Annotated in this window: 15 protein-coding genes; 9 read left to right on the top strand and 6 right to left on the bottom strand. The window is 71.5% G+C overall.

Features of this window, described 5'->3' with window-relative positions; all coding sequences use genetic code 11:
- Positions 1–41: 41 nt before the first annotated feature.
- The 9 genes from guaB (at position 42) to D7D94_RS07080 (ending at position 9871) form a co-directional block, all read left to right on the top strand.
- Positions 42–1544: an IMP dehydrogenase gene (gene guaB, locus D7D94_RS07120; RefSeq protein WP_156241953.1), complete on the top strand. Its 1503-nt coding sequence runs from the start codon at positions 42–44 to the stop codon at positions 1542–1544.
- 225 nt (positions 1545–1769) lie between these two features.
- The gene (locus D7D94_RS07115; RefSeq protein WP_156241952.1) at positions 1770–2888 is read left to right on the top strand and encodes a GuaB3 family IMP dehydrogenase-related protein; all 1119 of its coding nucleotides are present in this window, start codon (positions 1770–1772) and stop codon (positions 2886–2888) included.
- The gene (locus tag D7D94_RS07110) at positions 2888–3790 is read left to right on the top strand and encodes an SURF1 family cytochrome oxidase biogenesis protein (protein ID WP_246171720.1); all 903 of its coding nucleotides are present in this window, start codon (positions 2888–2890) and stop codon (positions 3788–3790) included. Before D7D94_RS07115 ends, D7D94_RS07110 begins: the two co-directional genes overlap by 1 nt.
- 40 nt (positions 3791–3830) lie before the next feature.
- The gene (locus D7D94_RS07105) at positions 3831–4403 is read left to right on the top strand and encodes a hypothetical protein (protein WP_156241951.1); all 573 of its coding nucleotides are present in this window, start codon (positions 3831–3833) and stop codon (positions 4401–4403) included.
- 95 nt (positions 4404–4498) lie between these two features.
- The gene (locus D7D94_RS07100; protein ID WP_156241950.1) at positions 4499–5101 is read left to right on the top strand and encodes a flavodoxin family protein; all 603 of its coding nucleotides are present in this window, start codon (positions 4499–4501) and stop codon (positions 5099–5101) included.
- A gap of 97 nt (positions 5102–5198) precedes the next feature.
- Complete coding sequence (locus D7D94_RS07095; protein WP_156241949.1) at positions 5199–5714, top strand: DUF3817 domain-containing protein; 516 nt, start codon at positions 5199–5201, stop codon at positions 5712–5714.
- Positions 5711–7288, top strand: a complete 1578-nt coding sequence (gene guaA / locus D7D94_RS07090; RefSeq protein WP_156241948.1) for a glutamine-hydrolyzing GMP synthase — start codon at positions 5711–5713, stop codon at positions 7286–7288. The genes D7D94_RS07095 and guaA overlap by 4 nt, the downstream gene beginning before the upstream one ends.
- A 97-nt stretch (positions 7289–7385) precedes the next feature.
- A complete protein-coding gene (locus D7D94_RS07085; RefSeq protein ID WP_246171718.1) occupies positions 7386–8660 on the top strand; it encodes an alpha/beta fold hydrolase in 1275 nt (424 codons plus the stop codon).
- The gene (locus tag D7D94_RS07080) at positions 8657–9871 is read left to right on the top strand and encodes an MFS transporter (protein WP_156241947.1); all 1215 of its coding nucleotides are present in this window, start codon (positions 8657–8659) and stop codon (positions 9869–9871) included. The genes D7D94_RS07085 and D7D94_RS07080 overlap by 4 nt, the downstream gene beginning before the upstream one ends.
- Before the next feature lie 193 nt (positions 9872–10064).
- Here D7D94_RS07080 and D7D94_RS07075 read toward each other — a convergent pair whose 3' ends face one another.
- The 6 genes from D7D94_RS07075 to D7D94_RS07050 form a co-directional block, all read right to left on the bottom strand.
- Positions 10065–11678, bottom strand: a complete 1614-nt coding sequence (locus D7D94_RS07075) for a carbohydrate-binding domain-containing protein (RefSeq protein ID WP_156241946.1) — start codon at positions 11676–11678, stop codon at positions 10065–10067.
- A 12-nt stretch (positions 11679–11690) separates the two neighbouring features.
- Entirely contained in the window at positions 11691–12458 is a 768-nt protein-coding gene (locus D7D94_RS07070; protein WP_156241945.1) for a polyphosphate polymerase domain-containing protein, read from the bottom strand.
- A complete protein-coding gene (locus D7D94_RS07065) occupies positions 12455–13060 on the bottom strand; it encodes a DUF4956 domain-containing protein (RefSeq protein WP_156241944.1) in 606 nt (201 codons plus the stop codon). The genes D7D94_RS07070 and D7D94_RS07065 overlap by 4 nt, the downstream gene beginning before the upstream one ends.
- A 61-nt stretch (positions 13061–13121) precedes the next feature.
- The gene (locus tag D7D94_RS07060; protein ID WP_156241943.1) at positions 13122–14258 is read right to left on the bottom strand and encodes a bifunctional glycosyltransferase family 2/GtrA family protein; all 1137 of its coding nucleotides are present in this window, start codon (positions 14256–14258) and stop codon (positions 13122–13124) included.
- On the bottom strand, positions 14255–15178 hold the full coding sequence (locus D7D94_RS07055) for a phosphodiester glycosidase family protein (protein WP_156241942.1): 924 nt from the start codon (positions 15176–15178) through the stop codon (positions 14255–14257). Before D7D94_RS07055 ends, D7D94_RS07060 begins: the two co-directional genes overlap by 4 nt.
- A gap of 167 nt (positions 15179–15345) precedes the next feature.
- Positions 15346–16245: a Bax inhibitor-1/YccA family protein gene (locus D7D94_RS07050; RefSeq protein ID WP_156241941.1), complete on the bottom strand. Its 900-nt coding sequence runs from the start codon at positions 16243–16245 to the stop codon at positions 15346–15348.
- Positions 16246–16384: the final 139 nt, after the last annotated feature.

Raw genomic sequence — 16384 nt, 5'->3', positions numbered from 1 at the left:
TACCGGAGCAGCCCTCACCGCGTCGGCAGGAGACACCCCCAATGACAGAACACGACCCGTTCGGCTTCGTAGGACTGACCTACGACGACGTCCTGCTCCTCCCGGGGCACACGGATGTCATCCCCAGCGAGGCGGACACGTCGTCGCGCCTCACACGCCGCATCCGGGTCGCCGTCCCGCTCCTCTCGAGCGCCATGGACACCGTCACCGAAGCTCGCATGGCGATCGCGCTCGCGCGCCAGGGCGGCATCGGCATCCTGCACCGCAACCTCTCGATCGCCGACCAGGCCAACGCCGTGGACCGCGTGAAGCGCAGCGAGTCGGGCATGATCACCGACCCGATCACGACGTCGCCCGACGCGACGATCGCCGAGGTCGACGCGATGTGCGCGAAGTACCGCATCTCGGGCCTCCCCGTCGTCGACGCCGATGGGCGCCTGACCGGCATCATCACGAACCGCGACATGCGCTTCGTGTCGGAGCGTCGCCGCTCGGTCACCCGCGTCAAGGACGTCATGACCACCGAGGGCCTCGTCACGGGTCCGGTCGGCATCGCCGCGGAAGACGTCATGAACCTCTTCGCGAAGCACCGCATCGAGAAGCTCCCGCTCATCGACGACGATGGCAAGCTCGCCGGCCTCATCACCATCAAGGACTTCGACAAGAGCGAGCAGTACCCGCTCGCCACGAAGGACGACCAGGGACGCCTCCGCGTCGGCGCGGCCATCGGCTTCTTCGGCGACGCGTGGGAGCGCGCCGAGGCGCTGCGCGACGCGGGCGTCGACGTCATCGTCGTCGACACCGCGAACGGCCAGTCGCAGGGCGTCATCGACATCGTCCGCCGGCTCAAGGCCGACGAGACGTTCGCGCACATCGACGTCATCGGCGGCAACATCGCCACGCGCGAGGGCGCCCAGGCGCTCATCGACGCGGGCGTCGACGCCGTGAAGGTGGGCGTCGGGCCGGGCTCGATCTGCACCACGCGCGTCGTCGCGGGCGTCGGCGTGCCGCAGGTCACCGCGATCTACGAGGCTTCGCTCGCCGCTCGTGCGGCCGACGTCCCGGTCATCGCGGATGGCGGTTTGCAGTACTCGGGTGACATCGCGAAGGCGCTCGTGGCCGGGGCCGACACGGTCATGCTCGGCTCGCTCCTCGCCGGCACCGACGAGTCGCCGGGCGAGGTCGTCTTCCAGGGCGGCAAGCAGTACAAGCAGTACCGCGGGATGGGCTCGCTCGGCGCCATGCAGACGCGCGGCAAGCAGACGTCCTACTCCAAGGACCGCTACTTCCAGGCGGACGTTCCGACGGACGACAAGCTGATCCCCGAGGGCATCGAGGGCCAGGTTCCCTACCGCGGCCCGGTGTCGGCGGTCGTGTACCAGCTCGTCGGCGGCCTGCGTCAGTCGATGTTCTACGTCGGCTCGCGCACGGTCGAAGAGCTCAAGGCCCGCGGCAAGTTCGTGCGCATCACCTCGGCGGGGCTCAAGGAGTCGCACCCGCACGACGTGCAGATCGTCGTCGAGGCGCCGAACTACAAGCGCTGAGCCGCAGCCGCTCGGACGTCGAGCGAGCGGAGCGAGACGAAACGCGGTGACCGGCCCTGAGGGCGGGTCACCGCGTTTCGTCTTCCTCGCTGGCGCTCGGTCGCTCAACGTCCGGGGGAGGGCTGGCGCTCAGCCGCTCAACTCCCGGGGGAGGACTGGCTCCTCGGCCGCTCCGCGTCCGGGGCGGGAAACCAGCCTGTCCGGCACGGCGGGTAGGCTGGGCGGGTGAGCAGTGACATCGAGCTGGGCCGCGGCAAGCGAGGGCGACTCGCCTACACGTTCGACGACATCGCGGTCGTGCCCTCGCGGCGCACCCGAAGCCACGAAGACGTCTCGACGGCATGGGCCATCGACGCGTACTCGTTCGACATCCCCGTCCTGGGCGCGCCCATGGACTCGGTCGTCAGCCCCCAGACAGCCATCGCGCTGGGCAAGCTCGGCGGCCTCGGCGTGCTCGACCTCGAGGGCCTCTGGACGCGCTACGAAGACCCGGAGCCGCTCCTCGCCGAGATCGCCTCGCTGCCCGAGCGCTCCGCCATCGCGCGCATGCAGGCGCTGTACGCCGAGCCGATCAAGCCCGAGCTCATCACCGCGCGCCTCTCCGAGATCCGCGACTCCGGCGTCGTCGTCGCCGGCGCCCTGTCGCCGCAGCGCACGCAGGAGCACTACGAGACCGTGGTCAACGCGGGCGTCGACCTCTTCGTCATCCGCGACACGACCGTGTCGGCCGAGCACGTGTCCAGCGCCGAAGAGCCGCTGAACCTCAAGGAGTTCATCTACGAGCTCGACGTGCCCGTCATCGTCGGCGGCGTCGGCACGTACACCGCCGCTCTCCACCTCATGCGCACGGGCGCGGCGGGTGTGCTCGTCGGGTTCGGCGGGGGAGCGGCGTCGACCACGCGCGCCACCCTCGGACTCTCGACCCCCATGGCCACGGCCGTCTCCGACGTCGCCGGCGCGCGCCGCGACTACCTCGACGAGTCGGGCGGACGCTACGTGCACGTCATCGCGGATGGCGGCGTCGGCACCTCCGGCGACCTCGTCAAGGCGCTCGCCATGGGCGCCGACGCCGTGATGCTCGGCGTCGCGCTCGCGCGTGCCACCGATGCTCCCGGCCGCGGCACGCACTGGGGCCCCGAGGCGCGCCACGCCCGCCTGCCCCGCGGACGCCGCGTGACCGTCGACCAGGTCGGCACGCTCGAAGAGGTCCTCTACGGGCCCGCCCTCGTCGCCGACGGCACCGCGAACCTCATCGGCGCGCTGCGCAAGTCCATGGCGACGACCGGCTACTCGGACCTCAAGGAGTTCCAGCGCGTCGACGTCGTCGTCAACCCGCCGCGCTGATGCCCGACCCCGCGCCATCCGAGAGCACCTCGACGCAGGGGGAGGTCTTCCCACCGACCCTGCGCGAGGTCATGCTCCGCCCGCGGTGGATCGCGATGCTGGTGCTGTGCCTCGTCGTGGCGGGCGTCTTCTCGTGGCTGCTGCAGTGGCAGCTCGTCCGCGCGATCGACACCGACCGGCCCGAGTCCGGCGCGACCGAGATCATCCGGCCCATCGACGAGGTCGTGCAGCCGGGGCAGTACCTCGACGATTCGCTCGTGGGCCAGAAGGTGGCGGTCGAGGGGCAGTGGGTTCCCGGCGACTTCCTCGTCGTCTCCTCCCGCTACGACGACGGCGCCGAGGGCTACTGGGTGACCGGGCAGTTCAGCGTCGACGCGTCCCCCGAAGCTCGGTCGATCGCGGTGGCCATCGGATGGTCCGACTCGCGTGACGAGGCGGACGCCGCGGCCGCGCAGCTCGAGAAGCGCGCGGAAGCGGCCTACGTCGCGCCGGATCAGCGCCACGTCGCGGACTGGCAGCGCACCGAGCTGACCGGGCGTATCATCCCGGATGAGGGGCCCCAGCTGCCCCCGGGCGATGACATCTCCGAGATGATCCGGATGTCCCCTGCCGCGCTCCTCTCGCGCTGGCACGATACCGAGATCGACGGCGCGCACATCGACGTCTACCGCCAGTACCTCACCTCCGACGATCCGGTCGCGGGCCTCGTCGAGACGGATCTCAAGACGATCTCGTCGCACGCACCGCAGGAGAGCGGCGCGGTCAACTGGCTGAACCTCTTCTATGCCGCCGAGTGGGCGGTCTTCGCCGGGTTCTCGTTCTACCTCTGGTACCGGCTCGCCAAGGACGACTGGGAGCGCGAGCTCGAGGCGATCGCCGGCGTCGACCCCGACGAGGAGTAGGCCCGCTGCGGATGTCCGCGGTCCGCAATACACTCCCCGCATGACGAGGAGGCGGTGGATCGCCGTCACGGCCGGCGCGCTGGTCGTGGGGCTGATCCTCGGCGCGGTCATCGGCCGCGTCGTCTGGCCCTGGTCGGTGGGAGACGACTTCTGGTTCGCCTTCTGGACCGGAGCCCCGATGGCGGGCATCCTCGCGATCATCGCCGCGTTGATCGCGTTCGGTCCGGCCTATCGGTCGACGCGCATTGCACAGGAGAACGGCGCGCGCGAGCAGTGGTGGAACCGCGCGCAGTGGGCGCTGGAGATGGCGGCCTCGAGCAGGCAGTCGGACCGCGAAGTGGCCAACGAGGCGCTGCTCGCCCTTTCCGCGGAGGCGACGCCGATGGAGCTCGCCATGATCACCAAGACGATCGCGCAGCTGCAGGATGCCGGAACCGAGGAAGGGGAGACCCTCCGCACCCGGCAGAGCATCAGCGCGCTGCGACGGGAGATCGCCGCCGGGGCGGCCGAGCCGATCAGCAACCGCGAGCGCGAGCAGCTCGAACTCCTGCGGCAGGAGTACGAACGTCGATTCGGGAAGGAGGCAGCTCGACGCGTCATGGGTCGTCCCTGAAGAGCGCGCCGGTCCGAGAGCGAAGTCCGTCAACCCCTGTCGCGACAGCGATCGGGGTGGCTAGCGTGGCGGCACACCCCAACGGAAGGATCGACATGCTCCGCGCACTCGCCCTGAACTGCTCGCTCAAGCCCTCGCCCGCCGTGTCCAGCACGGACGTCCTCGCTCAGCAGGTGCTGGACGCGCTCGCTCCGCACGGGGTCGCGGGGGAGATCGTGCGTGTCGTCGACTACGACGTGAAGCCGGGCGTCGAGGCCGACATGGGGGAGGGCGACCAGTGGCCGACGCTCCGCGAGCAGGTCCTCGCCGCCGACATCCTCGTGCTCGCCACCCCGACCTGGGTCGGCCACATGTCGAGCGTCGCGCAGCGCGTGCTGGAGCGCCTCGACGCGGAGCTGTCGGAGACCGACGACGAGGGGCGCCCGATCCTCGCCGGCAAGGTCGCCGTGACGGTCGTGGTCGGCAACGAGGACGGGGCGCACGCCATCACGGCCGCGCTGTTCCAGGGTCTCAACGACGTCGGCTACACCGTCCCTTCGCAGGGCGGCGTCTACTGGAACGGCGAGGCCATGCAGACGACCGACTACAAGGACCTCGACGAGACGCCCGAGCCCGTCGCGCAGACCACCGCGACCCTCGCGCGCAATGCCGCGCACCTCGCGAAGCTCCTCTCGGAGACGCCGTACCCGGCTCCCTGATCCTTCCGTCAGACGAGCGGATGGCCCCTCCCGCAACCGCGGGAGGGGCCATCCCGCCTCGGCGAATGGCCAGCGAGCCGCCCCGTAGAATGGGACCATGCCACAGCCGCGGGTCTCCTCGTTCCCTCAGATCCGCCGGGCGCTCCGCTTCTATCAGGTCTGCTCGGTCATCACCGGCGTCGGCCTGCTGCTGCTGTGCGCGGAGATGCTGCTGAAGTACACGCCGCTCGCGGTGGAGCTGTTCTTCCTCGATTCGCACGGCCTGTTCGCGTTCCGCGAGGTCGTGCCGAACCCGACGGGCGGCCTCGACTCGACCGGCGACGGCGTGAACCTCTCGCTCGGCATCCTCATCGCGCACGGATGGTTCTACGTCGTGTACCTGTTCGGGTGCTTCCGCGTGTGGAGCCTCATGCGCTGGCCGTTCTGGCGCTTCATCCTGCTCGCCGGCGGCGGCGTGGTGCCGTTCCTCTCCTTCTTCATGGAGTACTTCGTCGCCCGCGACGTGAAGCGGTACCTCGCTCAGCGCGAGGAGGTGGCCGCCGAGAAGCGCGCGGCCAAGAGCGCCGGCGATCCCTCTTCTCCGTCCGCCCCCACCCAGGAGGTCCCCCGATGAGCGCAGACACCGCTGCGCGCCCCGTCCTCGTCGTCGACTTCGGCGCGCAGTACGCCCAGCTCATCGCACGTCGCGTGCGCGAGGCCGGCGTCTACAGCGAGCTGGTGCCGCACACGGTCACGGCCGACGAGGTCGCCGCGAAGAACCCCGTCGGGATCATCCTGTCGGGCGGCCCGTCGTCCGTGTACGAGCCCGGAGCGCCCTCGCTCGACCCCGCCATCTTCGACCTGAAGGTGCCGACACTCGGCATCTGCTACGGCTTCCAGGTGATGGCGAAGACCCTCGGCGGCGAGGTCGCGCACACCGGCCTGCGCGAGTACGGCGCGACCGACGCCGTGATCGCCGGCGACGGCGGCGTGCTCCTCGGCGGCCAGCCGGTCGAGCAGAACGTGTGGATGAGCCACGGCGACCAGGTGTCGCAGGCGCCCGAGGGCTTCCAGGTGCTCGCCTCGACGGCGGTGACCCCGGTCGCCGCGTTCGCCGACGACGAGCGCTGCCTGTACGGCGTGCAGTGGCACCCCGAGGTGAAGCACTCGCCGTACGGTCAGGACGTGCTCGAGAACTTCCTGCACCGGGCGGCGGGCCTTCCTGCCGACTGGAACAGCGGCAACGTCATCGAGGAGCAGGTCGCGCGCATCCGCGAGCAGGTCGGCTCCGCGCGCGTCATCTCCGCGTTGTCGGGCGGCGTGGACTCCGCCGTGTCGACCGCGCTCGTGCACCGCGCGATCGGCGATCAGCTCACCGCCGTGTTCGTCGACCACGGGCTCCTCCGCAAGGGCGAGCGGGAGCAGGTCGAGCAGGACTACGTCGCGTCCACCGGCGTGCGCCTCATCACGGTCGAGGCGGCCGACACGTTCCTCGGGCACCTCGCCGGGGTCACCGACCCCGAGCAGAAGCGCAAGATCATCGGCCGCGAGTTCATCCGCGCGTTCGAGAAGGTGCAGCGCGACCTCGTCGAGGAGGCCAAGGCCGAGGGCGAGCCCATCCGCTTCCTCGTGCAGGGCACGCTGTACCCCGACGTCGTGGAATCGGGCGGCGGTGCGGGCACGGCCAACATCAAGAGCCACCACAACGTGGGCGGCCTGCCCGAGGACCTCGACTTCGAGCTCATCGAGCCGCTGCGCACCCTCTTCAAGGATGAGGTGCGCGCCATCGGCCGCGAGCTCGGCCTGCCCGAGGCGATCGTCGGACGCCAGCCCTTTCCGGGGCCCGGTCTTGGCATCCGCATCGTGGGCGAGGTCACCGCTGACCGCCTCGAGATCCTGCGTGAGGCCGACGCCATCGCCCGCGAGGAGCTGAGCGCGGCCGGTCTCGACCGCGAGATCTGGCAGTGCCCCGTGGTGCTGCTCGCCGACGTGCGCTCGGTCGGCGTCCAGGGGGATGGCCGCACCTACGGCCATCCGATCGTGCTGCGCCCCGTCTCGAGCGAGGACGCGATGACGGCCGACTGGACCCGCTTGCCGTACGACGTGCTGTCGAAGATCTCCAACCGCATCACCAACGAGGTGCGCGAGGTCAACCGCGTCGTGCTCGACGTGACCTCCAAGCCGCCGGGGACCATCGAGTGGGAGTGATCCCGCGCGCGTGAGGCCGTCGCTGCAGTCGCAGCGGCGGCCTTCGCCGTTCCGGGAGCGAACACGCGCCGGAGCCGCGACCCGGGAGAATGGACCGGTGACCTCCTACCGCATGCGCGACCGGCTCATCCGCGACCACACCGTGACGGTGCCGCTCGACTGGTCGAGCCCCGACGACGGCCGCACCCTCGAGGTCTTCGCGCGCGAGGTCGCCCACGTCGACCGCCCCGAGGCCCCCGTGCTCGTCTTCCTCCAGGGCGGCCCCGGCGGCAAGGGACCGCGCCCCATGCCGGGCGGCGATTGGATCGACGAGGCCCTGAAGACGCACCGGCTGCTGCTCCTCGACCAGCGCGGCACGGGACGCTCCACGCGCGTCGAGCGCGCGTCCATCGCCGGCATGGGCGGGGACGAGGCCGCCGCATACATCCGGCTGTTCCGCGCCGAGCAGATCATCGCCGACCTCGAGCACATCCGCCGGGAGGAGTTCGGCGGCATCCGCTGGCAGACCCTCGGCCAGAGCTACGGCGGCTTCCTCACCCTCACGTACCTCTCGTTCCACCCCGAGGCGCTCTCGGCCTCGTACGTCACCGGCGGGCTCACCGCGACGGACCCCGACCCGGTCGAGATCTACCGCCGCACGCTGCCGCGCGTCGCGACGAAGACCGCCGAGTTCTACCGCCGCTACCCGCAGGACGCCGACACCATCGCCCGCGTCGTCGAGGTCGTCGAGAACGACGACGTCCGCCTCCCGAGCGGCGACCGGCTCTCCGCCCGGCGCCTGCAGACCCTCGGCATCGACTTCGGCATGAAGCCGGGCTTCGAGCGGCTCCACTGGCTCTTCGACGAGGCGTTCTCGCGCCCCGGACGCCTCAGCGACGCCTTCCTCGCCGCGGTCGACGACGCCACGCAGTACTGGGGCAACCCGCTCTACGCCCTCCTGCAGGAGGAGATCTACGCGGATGGCCCGGGCGCGACCGCGTGGGCGGCTCAACGCGTGCGCGACGAGCGGGGTGGCCTGCCGGCGACGGATGGCCCGATGCCGTTCACGGGGGAGATGTTCTTCCCGTGGATGTTCGACGAGATCGCCTCCCTTCGTCCCTTCCGCGACGCCGCACATGCGCTGGCGGCGGCCGACGACCATCCGCGTCTGTACGACCGCGCGCAGCTCGCGCGGAACGAGGTGCCGGTCGCCGCCGCGATGTACTACGACGACATGTACGTGGACTTCCACCAGGCGGAGGAGACCGCGCGCTTCGTGCCGAACACGCACCTGTGGGTGACGAACGAGTACGAGCACGACGGCCTGCGGCAGGATCCGCGGATCATCCGCGCGCTCATCGACCGCGTCGTCGCGGAGGGCGGGCCGCTGTGACGCCCGATCCCTCGGCCGCGCGTGCCGAGCCGGACCGGGCCGCCCGTCGCGCCCGGGGCGCGGTCTCGGCGCTGTTCCTCACGAACGGCGCCCTGTACGCGAACGTCGTGCCGCGCCTGCCCGAGATCAAGGACGCCCTCGGCCTCAGCGACACCCTCTACGGCGCATCGATCGCCGCGATGCCGGTCGGCGCGCTGATCTCCGGGCTCGCGGCCGCGTCGCTCATCCGCCGGGTCGGCTCCGGACGCCTCGCCGCGATCGGCTCTGTCCTCCTCGCCGTGGCGATGCTCGGCATCGGGCTCGCGCCGCTGCCCATCCTCTTCGCGCTGGCGCTGTTCACCGCCGGGCTCCTCGACTCGGTGACCGACGTCGCGCAGAACGCGCACGGCCTGCGCGTGCAGCGCCGCTACGGACGCTCGATCATCAACGGCTTCCACGCCCTCTGGTCACTCGGCGCGGTGGTCGGCGGACTCATGTCGGCCGGCGCGATCGCCCTCGGCCTGCCGCTCGGGATCCATCTCGCGATCACCGGGCTCATCTTCGCGCTCACCGCCGTCGTCGCCTCGCGGTTCGCGCTGCCGGGGCCCGAGGAGGAATCCGGCGAGACCGACGCGCCACGGCCATCCGCCGCCGCCCCCGGCAGGCTCACGCCGCGCGTCGCGTTCATCATGGCGGGCCTCGCGGTCATCGCCATCGCGGGCACCATCGTCGAGGAGGTCGGCAGCTCCTGGGCGACGCTCTACATGCGCGAGTCGCTCGGCGCCGCCGCGGTGCTCGCCCCGATGGGCTTCATCGCCCTCATCGGGTCGCAGTTCATCGGGCGCCTCGTCGGCGACCGCCTCGTCGACCGGTTCGGCCAGCGGATGGTCGCGGTCGCCGGCGGTCTGCTCGTCGCGGTGGGCATGGGCTCGGCTCTCGCGGTGCCCACCATCCCCGGGACCCTCATCGGCTTCGCGGCGGCGGGCTTCGGCGTGGCGACGCTCGTGCCGGCCGCGATGCACGCGGCCGACGAGCTGCCGGGCCTGCGCCCGGGATCCGGGCTCACGGTCGTGACGTGGCTGATGCGGCTGGGCTTCCTCATCTCGCCGCTCGTGATCGGCGCGATCTCCGACGCCACCGAGCTGCGCGTCAGCCTGCTCATCGTGCCGGTGTCGGGCGTGCTCGTCGTGCTGCTGTCGGGCTTCCTGGAGCGGCGGCGCGGGCGCGGGTGACGCGGGGAGCCGGGGCCCGGGACATACCGCAGGAGATCCGTGGCGGGGGCGGCAGTCCGCCGCCCCCGGCCCCGCTCGTTGGGCGGGCGGAGCGCGTCGGCACGGGCCGAGCCCGCTGGGATCTCCTGCGGTGTGTACGGGGGAGCCGGCGCCGGGGGTCTCTGGACGGAGGGCCCTCGAACGGCGCCCCGGATCAGCGACCGGGGCGGGCACCACCGGGGGCGCCGCCGCCGGGGCCGCCGCCCATGCCGCCGGCGAGAGCCTGGCCGGTCGTCGCCTCGGCCGCCGCTGAGCCGTCCACGGTGATCGAGTAGGTGTCGCCCGACACGACGTCGGCGCTCGAGAACACCACCGCGGCGAACGCCTTCGCGGCGGTCGTCGAGAACAGCACCGTGCCATCCGCCGCGGTGATCTCGACCGTCGAACCCGCCGAGCCGGAAGCGCTCGCCGCCACCCACGCCTGCGCGGAGTCGGCGTCGGGCGACTCGCTCATGCCGCCGGAGTCGAGAGCGAGCACCGTGCCGCCCGTCACCGAGAGCGTGCCGTTGGTGTCGAGCGCGCCGTTGCCGGAGCTCGTCGGGCCGTACACGACGGTGGTGCCGCCGGTGATCTCCATCGAGCCGTTCGAGTCGAGGCCGTCGCCCTCGGCGTCGATCGTCAGGGTGCCGCCGGCGATGAGCACGTACTCGCCGCTGTCCGCCATCCCTCCGCCGCCCATGCCGCCCGGGCCCTGATCGGTGCTGGTGGACTCCGCCGATGACCCCGCCGACCCGTTGATGCCGTCGTCGGTCGACGTGATGTCGACCGTGCCGCCGCCGATCGCGATCGTGCCCGCCTCGATGCCCTCCTCCGCGGAGATGGTGATCGCGCCGTCCGTCACGATGACATCGGTGTACCCGTCGATCCCGTCGCTGCCCGCGGTGATGTCGAGGGTGCCGCCCTCGATCGAGACGTAGCCCTGCGTGTCGTCCTCGTCCTGGTCGGAGGCGAGGCCGTCGCCGCCGGCGTCGACGGCGACCGTGCCGCCGCGGACGGTGAGCGAGTCGTTGCCCTTCAGCCCGTCGTCGGCCGCCGTGACGTCGAGGTCGCCGGAGAGGACGACGAGGTCGTCCTTGCTCGTGATGCCGTCCTCGGCGGAGCCGTCGACGGCGAGCGAGCCCGTGCCCGAAACGGTGAGGTCGGCCGCGCTCCAGATCGCGGCGTTCGCGTCGGCGTCGTCGGCGTAGGTGCCGGTCGACGCCACGGCGTTCGTCGACCCGTCGGCGAGGAAGATCGCGACGTCGTCAGCCGCGACGACCTGGATGGCCGGGGCCGCGTCGGCGGTGATGGTCGCGCCGTCGAGGACGAGGATCACCTGCGCGTCGTCGGGCGCATCGATGACGACGGAGCCGTCGAGCTCGCCGGAGAGGCGGTAGACGCCGGCCTCGGCGATGGTGACGGTGCCGTCGGCGCTCGTCACGCCGGAGGCGTCGGTGGTCGCGGTGTCGCCGGAGAGCGTGACGTCCACGGCGTCGTCGACCGACCACTCGTCGTCGTTCACGACGGTCTGGTCGGCGTTCGCGTCGAGCACCTCGGTGACGCTGGCGGGGGCGTCGACGGCCGAGTCGGTGCCGGTGCCGGTGCTCGAGTCGGTGCTCGAGTCCGCGGAGGCGGTGCTGGACCCGGACGCTGCCGCACCGGTGTCGGCGCTCGCGATGGCCGAGCATCCGGTGACGCCGGCGACCGCGAGGGCGAAGACGAGGCCGAGGCCGACCCTCGCGGTGCGGGGAGTGCGGGCGGTGCGGGAAGTGGGGCGGTGAGGGTTCATGAGGATCTCCGGTCAGGCGGCGAGCGCGTGATGCGCGTCGAAGTGGGTGCGGAGCACGCGGCTCCACTTGTTGGAAGGGAGGTCGGGGCGGAGGGCTGCGAGGCCCGTCGCGAACTTGCTGATGCCGACGGGGCGGATGCCCGCCCGCCACAGCAGGCGGTCCAGCGACGATGCGCGGCTGGACGATTTCGTCTCCACGATGACGAGGTCGGCCCTGGCCATCCGCTCGCCGTGGACATCCGCCCACTCGAGGTGCGTGTCGACGGTCGCGCGCGCTCCCTCGGGCAGGAGCAGCGTGGTGCGTCGGTACGACGTGTGGAGCGTGGGGACGAGCTCGTCGACGACCTCGGGAGCGATGCCCAGGGCCGCCATGCCTTCGGCGGCATACGCTCGGCCCTCGGCGGTGAGCCGGTCGACGGCCTCCGAAGGGATGCGGTCCTTCACGGTCGTGCCGCGGCTGCCGCGCGTCTTCAGCTCGAGGAACGCGGCATCGGTGTCGACGTAATGGCGGGCGCGGAGCTTGAAGCGGCGACGCCGCCCCAGGGCGGCGAGCCGGTAGCTCAGCAGGTCGGGGGTGTCGAAGTACATGGTGCCGTACTGCGAGCCGCGCTCGCCGTCGATCTCCAGCACGCGGGTGCGGTCGTCGACCCGGGCCAGCACGCGCTCGGCGTCGGCCGCCGTGAGGAGGTACTTGCGGTCGACCCGGGTGAGGAGCTCGGCCTCCGCGACGAGGTCGTCGAGGGAGATCGCCGCGAAGCGGTCCGCGAACCCGGGAGTCATGCCGCCACGTCCTCGCCGAGGGCGGCGCGGACGGCGCGACCGGCCGTGCGCGTGGTGCGGGCGTGCGCGCGGTAGCGGACATCGACGAGCGTCGTGTCGTTGACGAAGTCGATGTGCTGCACGGAGAGGGCGCGGACGTCGCCGCTCAGGCGCTCCTCCAGCACCGCCCGCAGTCGCGTGTCGTCGCCGATCGCCTCGTCGAGCTGCACGGTTCGGTGGCGGTAGGAGGAGAAGAGCGCGGGATGGTCGACGATCGCGAGGGCGACGACGATGACCGCGACGAGCACGGTCGGCAGCACGCTGAACGACTGCGACAGGCCGGTGAGGAGCCCGACCGCGAGGGCAGCGAAGTAGTAGGCCACCTCGCGCTGCGAGATCTCGCTCGAGCGGAGGCGGATGATCGACAGCACGCCGAACAGGCCGAGTCCGAGGCCGACGGCGACCTCCGACGTGGCGAGCACCTGGCAGACGGCGAAGACGCCGATGTTGACGCCGAAGAAGGCGACGACGAGGTCGCGGCGCCGGTGGCGCTGGAAGTACACGGCGACCGTCAGCAGCGTGATGGCGGCCAGGTCGATGAGGAGCATCGTGAGATCGGGCATGTCGTTCACCTTTCGTTGCTTTCAGTGAAATCGGGCCGGCTATGCGGCTTCTATGGGCGGCTCATGCGAGGACATAGGGTCTGCGCACCGCCTTCCGGTTCGCCAGTGCGGGCGATGCGGTCTCGGCGCCGGAAGCGTGTCGCCCGCACTGGCGAGCTGATCCGGCGGCCCGGTCGCGGGCGAACACCCACACCCGCTGCACGACGAACGCCGCCACCCACAGCACGCCCTCGGTCGCGAGCTTCGCCACGACCAGCCCCACACCCAGCGCGTCGAGCACGGTCATGAGGGTCACATTCGCCGCGAGGATGGCCGTGGCCAGCGCCGCATACCGGCCCAGCGCCACGCCGAGAGCGGATGGCCGGCCGTCGCGCCCGAACACCCACTGCCGGTTGACGACGAAGTTGACGGCCGCGCTCACGAGGCGAGCCATCACGATCGCGCCCGGCAGCCATCCGCTCGCCTGCAGCAGCGCCCAGAGGAGCACGGCGTCGACCGCGGCCGCGAGCAGCGACGACGCGAGGAACGCCGCGAGCGGGGCCAGCACCCGCGCGGAGTCCCGCAGCGGCCGGAAGTGCGAGCTGCGGTTCTCGTCGAGGTAGACCGTCGCGATCGGCGTCTGCGCGAGCGCGAAGCCCGCACGCCGCGCGCGCAGCAGCATCACCGCCTCGTACTCGAAGCGGTCGCCGGGCAGGCCGACCGCCCAGGGGAGGGCGGCCGCGGGGACGCCGCGCAGCCCGGTCTGCGTGTCGGCGACGCGCTCGCCGGTCGCCAGCGCGAAGGCCCGGGCGGCCACGGCGTTGCCGAAGCGGCTGCGCAGCGGGACGTCCTCGCCGTCGAAGGCGCGGACCCCCAGGACGATCGCCTCCGGGCGGCTCTCCGCCTCCCGCGCGACGCGGACGATGTCGTCCGGCGCATGCTGGCCATCCGCATCGGCGGTGACGACGGCGGCGCCCGGATGGTGCGCCCGCGCGTGCTGGAACAGCGTTCGGAGGGCGGCGCCCTTGCCCCGGTTCGCGCCGTGGCTCAGCACCGCGATGCCGGCGGCCTCGAGGGCGGCGAACACGGGCGCCGAGAAGACGGCGCTGCCGTCGTCGACCACGACGATCTCGAGACCCGGGTCGAGCCGGCGGATGGCCGCGGTCAGGTCGACGAGGCGATGATCCGGCTCGTACGCGGGGATCGCCACGACCGTCACGCCGCACCGCCGATGTAGAGGATGTCGCTGGTCGCGCGCTCTCCGCCGTTCGAGGGGCGGTTCACGACCTCGCCCTCGTGCCACATCTCGCTCGAGCCGCCGCCGTCGAGGTTGTACGCGGTCTGCGCGCCGAGGCCGACGAGCATGTCGGCGAGCTCGGGGAGGGTCATCCCGCGGCTGTAGCCCTCGTCGCGTCCATCGACGACCACGAAGACGAGGTGCGAGGCGTCGATGACGCCGATGGCGGTGCGCGGCTGCCGGCCCTGAATCGAGTGGTTGCCGACGTTCGTGTCGATCTCCACCTCGTCGACGCCGGCGATCGCGGCGCCGTCGCGCACGAGGGCGGGGCCGAACGACAGGGTGGTCCACACGCCGTCGTCGAGAAGCTCCTGCGCGCTCGTCGTCGTCTCGTCGTAGATCGCGGCACGGCCATCCGCATAGAGCGCGAGGCCCTCGCGTGCGCCGAGGTCGCGGTAGATCACGCCGTTGCGGATCTGGATGCCGGTGTCGCGGAAGCCGTAGTAGTCGCCGTTGACGGCGAAGACCGCCCCCTGCGCCGTAGCCATCTCCGACACGAGCTGGGTGATGTTCTCGCCGAACTGGTCGTGCGCGAACGCCGTGCGCAGGGCGGTCGGGTCGTCGAGCGACACCTTCGCCACGTAGGCGGTGACGGTGTCGCTGCCGGAGCCGGTCGTCACGGTCTCGACGGTGACGTCGGGTGCGGTCGAGGTCGTGGCGGACGCCGCGGTTCCGGTCTGCTGCTGCGCCTGCTCTTGCTCGACGGCGGAGACGTCGGCGACCTCGACGTGGGGGATGAGGAAGCGATCCGCGGCCCACCAGGTCGCGGAGCCGGCGCCGACGACGGCGGTCGCGCCGCCGATGAGGAAGGCCCGGCGGGAGAGGGTGCGTCTTTCGGTCATGAGCCGATGCTCGACGCGCCCGCTATGCCGCTGCTATGTCAGGGGGATGGCGGCGCTACGAGATGCGCGGACCGCGTGGGGAGCGGGCGCGCTCGTCGGATGCTGGGACCCGGTACGACGAAGGCCGCCCCGAGACGGGACGGCCTTCGTGGGAAGCGGTGGCGGGGTCAGTCGCTGCCGCGGAGGATCGCGATCATGCGCAGGATCTCGACGTACAGCCACACGACGGTGACCATGATGCCGAAGGCGGCCTGCCAGGCGAACTTGCGGGGAGCGCCGTTGCGGACGCCCTGCTGCACCATGTCGAAGTCCATCACGAGCGAGTACGCGGCCATGAAGACGACGAGCACGCCGATCGCGATGCCGATCCAGCCGGAGCGGAGGCCCCAGCCGTCGACGACGCCGGTCATCGAGAGCACGAGGTTCAGCACCGAGAAGACGAGGTAGCCGATCATCGCGATCATGAGGATCTTGGCGCCGCGCGGGGTGGCGCGGACCTTGCCGCTCATGAACAGCGCGAGCGTCACGCCGACGACTGCGACCGTGGCGAGCGTGGCCTGCACGATGATGCTCGGGTAGATGAACTCGAAGTAGGCGGAGATGCCGCCGACGAACAGACCTTCGAACGCCGCGTACGCGACGATGAGCGGAACGCTCGGGTTCTTCTTGAACGCGTTGACGAGACCGAGGATGCCGCCGCCGATGACGCCGATGAGCCACGGGCCCATCGACAGCGAGGTGGCGTTCGCGGGGCTGAGCGAGCCGCCGAGCGTGACGATCCAGCCCACCGCCGCCGTCACGAGGAGCACCGCGAACAGGAGCACCGTCTTCATGACGGTGTCCTCGATGGTCATGCGCCCGGTCTGGTGCGCGCCGGCGGGGGGAGCGGCGAACGCCCCCTCCATCTGCGCGTTCGCAGCGGCGTCGACGCCCATCTGTCCGAACTGGTCCGCGGGCGGCGGGGTCGTGGGTGTGCCGTACTGCGCGGTGCGGGGCGCGCCGGGGTAGGACCGGACCGCGCGCGGGTCCGGCGAGAAGACGGGGTTGTTGAAACCGGGGCTGGCCATGATGTGGTCACTCCAATGTCTGCAAAGACGGCGCGATCTCATCGTCGAGCTTCGCGGAAGCCCCACGATGATGCTGTCTCCTCAGGCTAGTCACGCGACGCTATGGACGGGCTGTGATTGTCGCCGGTTCTCCGCGGGC

The organism is Microbacterium oryzae (assembly GCF_009735645.1).
GTDB classification, from domain to species: domain Bacteria; phylum Actinomycetota; class Actinomycetes; order Actinomycetales; family Microbacteriaceae; genus Microbacterium; species Microbacterium oryzae.
The sequence above is the reverse complement of the archived record's forward strand: the minus strand, read 5'-3'. Positions and strand labels throughout refer to the sequence as shown.

Excerpts from the sequence above, each read along its gene's own strand:
- D7D94_RS07050 (WP_156241941.1), bottom strand. The coding sequence starts at position 16,245 with ATGGCCAGCCCCGGTTTCAACAACCCCGTCTTCTCGCCGGACCCGCGC.
- guaA (WP_156241948.1), top strand. The coding sequence starts at position 5,711 with ATGAGCGCAGACACCGCTGCGCGCCCCGTCCTCGTCGTCGACTTCGGC.
- D7D94_RS07095 (WP_156241949.1), top strand. The coding sequence starts at position 5,199 with ATGCCACAGCCGCGGGTCTCCTCGTTCCCTCAGATCCGCCGGGCGCTC.
- D7D94_RS07110 (WP_246171720.1), top strand. The coding sequence starts at position 2,888 with ATGCCCGACCCCGCGCCATCCGAGAGCACCTCGACGCAGGGGGAGGTC.
- D7D94_RS07065 (WP_156241944.1), bottom strand. The coding sequence starts at position 13,060 with ATGCCCGATCTCACGATGCTCCTCATCGACCTGGCCGCCATCACGCTG.
- D7D94_RS07100 (WP_156241950.1), top strand. The coding sequence starts at position 4,499 with ATGCTCCGCGCACTCGCCCTGAACTGCTCGCTCAAGCCCTCGCCCGCC.
- guaB (WP_156241953.1), top strand. The coding sequence starts at position 42 with ATGACAGAACACGACCCGTTCGGCTTCGTAGGACTGACCTACGACGAC.
- D7D94_RS07055 (WP_156241942.1), bottom strand. The coding sequence starts at position 15,178 with ATGACCGAAAGACGCACCCTCTCCCGCCGGGCCTTCCTCATCGGCGGC.
- D7D94_RS07075 (WP_156241946.1), bottom strand. The coding sequence starts at position 11,678 with ATGAACCCTCACCGCCCCACTTCCCGCACCGCCCGCACTCCCCGCACC.
- D7D94_RS07070 (WP_156241945.1), bottom strand. The coding sequence starts at position 12,458 with ATGACTCCCGGGTTCGCGGACCGCTTCGCGGCGATCTCCCTCGACGAC.
- D7D94_RS07105 (WP_156241951.1), top strand. The coding sequence starts at position 3,831 with ATGACGAGGAGGCGGTGGATCGCCGTCACGGCCGGCGCGCTGGTCGTG.